This is a genomic window from Allobosea sp., assembly GCF_017308015.1.
In the GTDB taxonomy this organism is placed as follows: Bacteria; Pseudomonadota; Alphaproteobacteria; order Rhizobiales; family Beijerinckiaceae; genus Allobosea.
Map to the genome: position 1 here is coordinate 264,272 of NZ_JAFKFW010000003.1, position 6,734 is coordinate 271,005.

A 6,734-nucleotide genomic window follows, 5' to 3' on the forward strand; every position below is an offset into this window, starting at 1 on the left:
AATCGTACAATGCGCTAAAGCCCCCTGCATGACCGAGATAGCCACTCCCGACAGCCGCTTCGCCTCGAAAATCTTCCCCTCGCCCAACCATGGCGAGCGCAAGCATGCGGACGGGACGCCGGGGCGCCGGCCGGATATGCTGATCCTGCACTACACCGGCATGCCGGTGGCGGGCGAAGCGCTGCAATGGCTCTGCAACCCGGTCGCGCAGGTCTCCTCGCATTATTTCGTCTTCGAGAACGGCCATGTGCTCCAGCTCGTGCCGGAGGGCCGGCGCGCCTGGCATGCCGGAGCCTCGCACTGGGCCGGCGAGACCGACATCAACTCCGGCTCGATCGGCATCGAGATCGCCAATCCCGGCCATCCCGGCGGCCTGCCCGATTACCCGGAAGAGCAGATCGCGGCGACGCTGAACCTCTGCCGCGACATCTGCGAGCGCTGGTCGATCCCGCCCGAGCGCGTGCTCGCCCATTCCGACATCGCGCCCGGCCGCAAGATCGACCCCGGCGAAAAATTCCCGTGGCGGCGCTTCGCCGAGGCCGGCGTCGGCCTCTGGACCGAACCGGCGCCGATCCGCGGCGGGCGCTTCTTCGCCCGCGGCGAGAGCGGCCAGCCGGTCGAGGCGCTGCAGGCGATGTTCGCCATGCTCGGCTATGGCGTCACCGTCGACGGCATCTTCGACGAGAAGCTGGAGGCGGTCGTCGCCGCGTTCCAGCGCCATTGGCGCCAGGAGAAGGTCGACGGCGTCGCCGATTCCTCGACCATCACGACGCTGCGCGACCTGCTCGCCGCCACCCAGGGCGCCCGCACGGCCTGACCGGCGGCTAAGCCAAAGATTGCAGGAAGTTAACTCGCCGGACGGCTCGCTTTCTGGCAAGCTCTCCATCGGCCGCGCCGAGGCGCGGGCCGAATGGGGAAACGACCTTGCGCAAATGGCTGATCGGAACCGGGCTGTTCGTTCTCGCGGCGGCCGGTGGCTATTGGGCATTGCGCCCGGCTGGCGGCAACGCCAATGAGCCGCCCTATCGTACCGCCACGCTCGATCGCGGCCGCATCACCGCCGCCGTGCGCGCCACCGGCACGCTGACGCCGGTCACCACCGTCCTCGTCGGCTCGCAGTTATCCGGCCAGATCGTCGAGCTCCTCGCCGACTACAACACGCAGGTGAAGGCCGGACAGGTCGTGGCCCGCCTGCAGAGCGACCAGATCCGCACGCGCCGCGACGCCGCCCAGGCCGATCTCGAACAGGCCAGGGCCGATCTCGTGGTCAAGAACGCCCAGCTCGAACGCGCCCGGGCCGCGCGGATCAAGGCCGATTCGATCATCCGCGATCTCGAAGCCCAGCGCACCCGCACCTCCGCCCAGCTCGCCGATGCGAAGCGCACCTTCGAGCGGCAGGACCAGCTCTTCAACCGCAGCACGGGCTCGCAGCAGAACCTCGACACGGCCCGCACCCAGGTCGAGGTCCAGACAGCCTCGCTCGCCTCGAACGAGGCCCAGCTCGCCTCGGCCCGGACCGAGCTCAAGGGGCTCGATGCCGATATCCAGCTCGCCGAAGGACAGGTTCAGGCCAGCCAGGCCCTGATCGGCAGCCGCGACGCCAAGCTCCGGGACATCCTGATCGATCTCGAACGCACGCAGATTCGCTCCCCGGTCGACGGCGTCGTGGTCCAGCGCCAGGTCGATCTCGGCCAGACGGTTGCCGCCTCGCTCTCCTCGCCGACCCTGTTCCAGATCGCGCAGGACCTGCGCACCATCGACATCTACGCCAATATCGACGAAGCCGATGTCGGCCGGCTGAAGCCCGGACAGCCGGTCTCCTTCACCGTCAACGCCTATCCCAACCGCAATTTCCAGGGGCGGGTCGAGATGGTCCGGCTCGGCGCCCAGACCATCCAGAACGTCGTGACCTATACCGGCATCATCCGCGTCGAGAACCGCGACATGGCGCTCCTGCCGGGCATGACCGCCAATCTCCAGGTCGTGACCGAGGACCGGCCGGATGCGCTGCGCGTGCCCAATGCCGCCCTGCGCTTCCGCCCCGTCGGCGCTGCGGGGGCACCGGCAACGGCAGGCACCGGCCCGGTGGCGCTTCCGGATGCCGGCGAGCGAGCACCGCGAGCGGCCAACGCCCTGCGCGAGCGTATCGAGACAGAGTTGCAGCCGACGCCGGAGCAGAAGCAGGCGATCGCCGGGATTCTCAAGGAGCGCCGCGGCAATCGCGAAGCCATGGCCGGACTCTCGCCCGAGGAACGGCGCGCGGCCTTCCGCACGGCGCGCAACGAGATCGTCACGAAGATCGGCGCCGTGCTCGATCCCGAGCGCCGGGCCAAATTCGAGGCCATCATGCAGGAAGGCCGCGGGGCGCCGCGTCAGGGCGTTCCGGGGCGCGTCTATGTCCTCGACGAAGCCGGCCTGCCGAAACCGGTGCCCGTCACGCTCGGCCCGACCGATGGCGCCTTCACCGAACTGCTCGGCGGCGAGGTCAGGGACGGCGCGCAGGTCGTGACCGGCGGCGGCCCGCGCCTGACCACCACACCCGAGCCGACCGCACCCCGCCCCCGCGGGCCGCGGCTGTTCTGAGGGTAACGCAGTGAAATGTCTTGAAGGCAACGCCTATGAAGACATCCGCGGGATCCCCTCTCCCGGATGGGAGAGGGGTAGGGGTGAGGGCCCGCGCTTTCAGGACCGGCGCGACGCCACAGCCCCGCGTCTTTTGCGGACGAGGCAGGCCCTCATCCCTGCCCTTCTCCCACACGGGAGAAGGGTTCCCCGCGCTTGTTCGTCCAACGCATGGCAAGCCCTGACCAATATCGGGGCGCGGCAATGCCCCTGATCGAAACCCGCGACCTCTCCCGCGTCTACGATCTCGATTCCGGTCGCGTCACGGCGCTGGACCGGGTTTCGCTGGCGATCGAAGCGGGCGACCTCGTCGCGGTGATGGGCCCGTCCGGGTCGGGCAAATCGACCTTCATGAACCTGATCGGCTGCCTCGACCGGCCGAGCGGCGGCCATTACATGCTCGACGGCGTCGCGGTCGAGACCTTGTCGGGCGACGGGCTGGCGGAACTGCGCAACCGCAAGCTCGGCTTCGTCTTCCAGCAGTTCAACCTGCTGCCGCGCATCGACGCCTGCGCCAATGTCGAACTGCCGATGGTCTATGCCGGTGTCGCCCGCGCCGAGCGCAAGCGGCGCGCGCTTGCGGCGCTCGCCCGCGTCGGCCTCGCCGAGCGCGCCCATCACCGTCCGATGCAGCTTTCCGGCGGCCAGCAGCAGCGCGTCGCCATCGCCCGCGCGCTGGTCAACGAGCCGCGCCTGCTCCTCGCCGACGAACCGACGGGCGCGCTCGACAGCCGCACCGCTCTCGAAATCCTTGCGCTGTTCCAGGACCTCAACCGCGAAGGCGTCACCGTCGTCCTCGTCACGCATGATGCCGAGGTCGCCCGCCACGCACGCCGGCTGATCCGCTTCCGCGATGGGCACCTGCTCAACGACATCAGGCAAGAGCCGGCCGACGCTCGCGCCGCGCTGGCCGCCTTCGATGCCGGGATCGGCCTGCCGGAGGCCGCGGCATGAGCCTTCTCGAAGCGATCCGCTCGGCACTGTCCGCCATCGGCGCCAATGCGTTGCGGTCTGCCCTGACCATGCTCGGCATCATCATCGGCGTCGCCGCCGTCATCGCCATGGTCGCGATCGGCGCTGGCGCCCGCGAGCGCGTTACCGGCCAGATCAAGTCTCTCGGCGCGAATCTCGCGATCATCCAGTCCGGCAACGTCACGCAGGGGGGCGTCAGGCTCGGCGCCGGCGCCTCCTCGACGTTGACCGACGAGGACGCCGCCGCGATCCTCAAGGAGGTCGAGGACGTCACGGCGGCAGCACCGGTCCTCGTCACCCGCGCCCAGGCCGTCTATGCCGGCGCCAACTGGTCGACGCAGATCACCGCCACCGATCTCGACTTCTTCGCCGCCCGCGAATGGGAGATCGGCGCCGGCCGGCTGTTCGAGCCCGAGGAATTGCGCAAGGGCGAGATCGTCGCCGTGATCGGCCAGACGGTGGCGCGTAATCTCTTCGGCGAGGAAGACCCGCTCGACCAGCAGTTCCGCATTCGCAACGTGCCCTTCAAGGTCATCGGCGTGATGGCGCCCAAGGGTCAGTCGGCGCTGGGGCAGGACCAGGACGACGTCATCTTCGTGCCGCTCGACACCGGCCGGCGCCGCATCGTCGGGCGCAACTATGCCCGCGACCGCTCCGTGCAGAGCATCATGGTCAAGTTCGCCAGCGAGGAGGCGATCACGCCCGGCATCGCCGAGGTCTCGGCACTGCTGCGCCAGCGCCATCGCCTGATGGAGGATCAGGAGGACGACTTCATCGTCCGCAATCTCACCGAGATCGCCAATACCGCGACGGCCGCCGCGACCACCCTGTCCTGGCTGCTGGCCGCCGTGGCCGCCGTCTCGCTCCTCGTCGGCGGCATCGGCATCATGAACATCATGCTGGTCTCGGTGACCGAGCGCACCCGCGAGATCGGTCTCAGGCTCGCGGTCGGCGCCCGCCAGAGCGCGGTTCTGACCCAGTTTCTGATCGAGGCGACGACGCTCGCGACCATCGGCGGCGCCGTCGGCGTCGGGCTCGGCATCGCGGCGGCGCTGACCATCGCCCATGTCGCCGGCTGGCCCTCGGTGATCTCGGTTCAGACCATCCTGATCGCGGTCGGCGTCTCCGGCCTGATCGGCGTGTTCTTCGGCTTCTACCCGGCGCGCCGTGCCGCGAGGCTCGATCCGATCGAGGCGCTCCGGCGCGAATGACGCTGGGCATTTCCCCGCGCATCGCAAGGGTCGCTTAACGCTCGAAGCCTAGGCTGCCCGCATCGGTCGGCCAGCAGGAGAGCGTCGTGAACAGCCAGCGGCTCGTCGCAGCCACCAAGCTCCATTACGACAACGCGCTGGCGCCCGCCGCGCTCGGAGCCTGGGAATGTCATCTGGCCAATGAGACGCTGAGCTGGACGGATGGCGTCTACGACCTGTTCGGCCTTCAGCGCGGCAGCGAGATCTACCGCAGGGAGACGCTGGACCTGTACGAAGAACGGTCCCGGCGCGAGATGGAACAGCATCGCGGCAACGCAATTCGCACCGGACAGGGCTTTGCGCTGGATTGCCGGATCAGGGCGGCCAGCGGCGAGAAGCGCTGGATGCGGCTGATCGTCGGTGTCGGCTATCAGCATGGCCGGCCCACCCGCATCTTTGGCTCGAAGCAGGACGTCACCGCCGAAAAGGGGCTGTGGAGCAGCGTCTCCAGCCTGGCGCGCGCTGAAGCCACGTCGGGGCTCGCAGCGCGCCGCAGTTTCACCGACGCTCTCAGACGCTTCCGGCATGAACAGGGCGGCAAATCCGACCGCCTCGCTCTCGCAATCTTCGAGATCGATCGCTTCCCGACGCTCCTCGAAAACCACGGCCGCTCTGCCGGCAGCAATGTGATCCGCTGCCTTGGCGAGCGGCTGCGCCGGCTCTTCCCCGATGCCTTGGTCATCGACCAGACTGGTCCCGGCAGCTTCTCCCTGCTGCTGCCGATGCCGGGCGACAAGGGCTATCTGGGGTCGATGCTCACCGGTACGCACAAGTTGCTGTGCCGGCCGATGTCGAACGGCAACCTCATCATCGATATCACGCTCTCGGTCGGTGCCGCCCTGCTGACCCCGGAACGCCATCGCGAACAGAGCGAGATCTTCACGGAAGCCGAGGCGGCGCTCCATGTCGCGGGCCTCGCCGGCGGGGATTGTGTCCGCGTCTTCGACGGGCCGGTGGCGGTTGCGAGCCTGTCGGCCCTCGCGGGGTAGCGGTCACCGGGTTCCGACAGAGCCCGGCGTCATGCCTGACCGCTCCGGACTGATGGGGCTGCCTCGCAACCTCACAGGGCCCGCGTGAAGACGGTCTGTCCGTCGAGGCCACGACCCATGTCGCGCCAGCCATGCTCGCGATAGAAGCGCTCCGCCCGCGTGCCGGCGCCGGTTTCGAGCCAGGCCTGAGCGTGGCCCGCTGCCCTCAGCCCGGCGAGTGCGGCATCGAGCAGGGCACGGCCGTGCCCTCGCCCCTCCCGGGCCGGATCGACGAACAGGGCCCAGATCAGGCCGGTCTGATGATTGGCGCAGGCGAAGCCGACGATCTCGCCAGCGTTTTCCGCGACGAGGAAGATCGCGTTATCGCGATACCAGGCGACGTCTTCGTCCGTCACCTTCGAGGGATCGCTGAGGATGTTCTCGCGCACGCCCATGCGGATGGCGAAGATGCGCGGCTGGTCCGCCGCCACCGCCCTGCGGATCAGCGTCGTCTCGTCGTTCGTCACGGATACTCTCCATCGCTGCGGCAGGCGTGATGCCCGCCGCGGCGCTGGAAGGCAACTACTCCGCCGCCTGCAGGCGATAGGCGGCCGTGTCGTAGTTGAGGATCGGCGCCAGCCAGCGCTCGACCTCCTCGATGCTCATACCCTTGCGCTCGGCATAGTCCTCGACCTGGTCGCGCTCGACCTTGGCCACGCCGAAATAATACGCTTCGGGATGCGCGAGATAGAGCCCGGAGACCGAGGAGCCCGGCCACATCGCAAAGCTCTCGGTGAGCTTGACGCCGACGCGACGCTCCGCCTCCAGCAGCCGGAACAGCGTCTCCTTCTCGGTATGGTCGGGCTGCGCCGGATAGCCCGGCGCCGGGCGGATACCGCGATATTCCTCGCGGATCAGCTCG

The 6,734-nt window shown here is 68.7% G+C and carries 7 protein-coding genes; 5 read left to right on the plus strand and 2 right to left on the minus strand.

All coding sequences use genetic code 11. The features are described 5' to 3' along the window. The first annotated feature begins 28 nt into the window (after positions 1-28). The 5 genes from J0I42_RS04365 (at position 29) to J0I42_RS04385 (ending at position 5,833) form a co-directional block, all read left to right on the plus strand. Positions 29-817, plus strand: coding sequence for an N-acetylmuramoyl-L-alanine amidase (locus J0I42_RS04365; protein ID WP_291653130.1), 789 nt, complete (start codon positions 29-31; stop codon positions 815-817). Positions 818-924: 107 nt separating this feature from the next. Then, entirely contained in the window at positions 925-2,583 is a 1,659-nt protein-coding gene (locus J0I42_RS04370; RefSeq protein ID WP_291653132.1) for an efflux RND transporter periplasmic adaptor subunit, read from the plus strand. A gap of 243 nt (positions 2,584-2,826) precedes the next feature. Next, on the plus strand, positions 2,827-3,576 hold the full coding sequence (locus tag J0I42_RS04375; RefSeq protein ID WP_291653134.1) for an ABC transporter ATP-binding protein: 750 nt from the start codon (positions 2,827-2,829) through the stop codon (positions 3,574-3,576). Beyond that, on the plus strand, positions 3,573-4,805 hold the full coding sequence (locus J0I42_RS04380; protein ID WP_291653136.1) for an ABC transporter permease: 1,233 nt from the start codon (positions 3,573-3,575) through the stop codon (positions 4,803-4,805). Before J0I42_RS04375 ends, J0I42_RS04380 begins: the two co-directional genes overlap by 4 nt. Before the next feature lie 86 nt (positions 4,806-4,891). Continuing rightward, complete coding sequence (locus J0I42_RS04385; protein ID WP_291653138.1) at positions 4,892-5,833, plus strand: diguanylate cyclase domain-containing protein; 942 nt, start codon at positions 4,892-4,894, stop codon at positions 5,831-5,833. A 71-nt stretch (positions 5,834-5,904) separates the two neighbouring features. On the opposite strand, the gene J0I42_RS04390 is transcribed toward J0I42_RS04385, so the two are convergent. Beyond that, a complete protein-coding gene (locus tag J0I42_RS04390; protein WP_291653140.1) occupies positions 5,905-6,339 on the minus strand; it encodes a GNAT family N-acetyltransferase in 435 nt (144 codons plus the stop codon). A gap of 55 nt (positions 6,340-6,394) precedes the next feature. Further along, on the minus strand, positions 6,395-6,734 hold a 340-nt coding region (locus tag J0I42_RS04395), incomplete at its 5' end, for a vitamin B12 dependent-methionine synthase activation domain-containing protein (protein WP_291653141.1).

Coding starts and splice junctions, on each gene's coding strand:
- J0I42_RS04365 (WP_291653130.1), top strand. CDS start 29: ATGACCGAGATAGCCACTCCCGACAGCCGCTTCGCCTCGAAAATCTTC.
- J0I42_RS04375 (WP_291653134.1), top strand. CDS start 2,827: ATGCCCCTGATCGAAACCCGCGACCTCTCCCGCGTCTACGATCTCGAT.
- J0I42_RS04380 (WP_291653136.1), top strand. CDS start 3,573: ATGAGCCTTCTCGAAGCGATCCGCTCGGCACTGTCCGCCATCGGCGCC.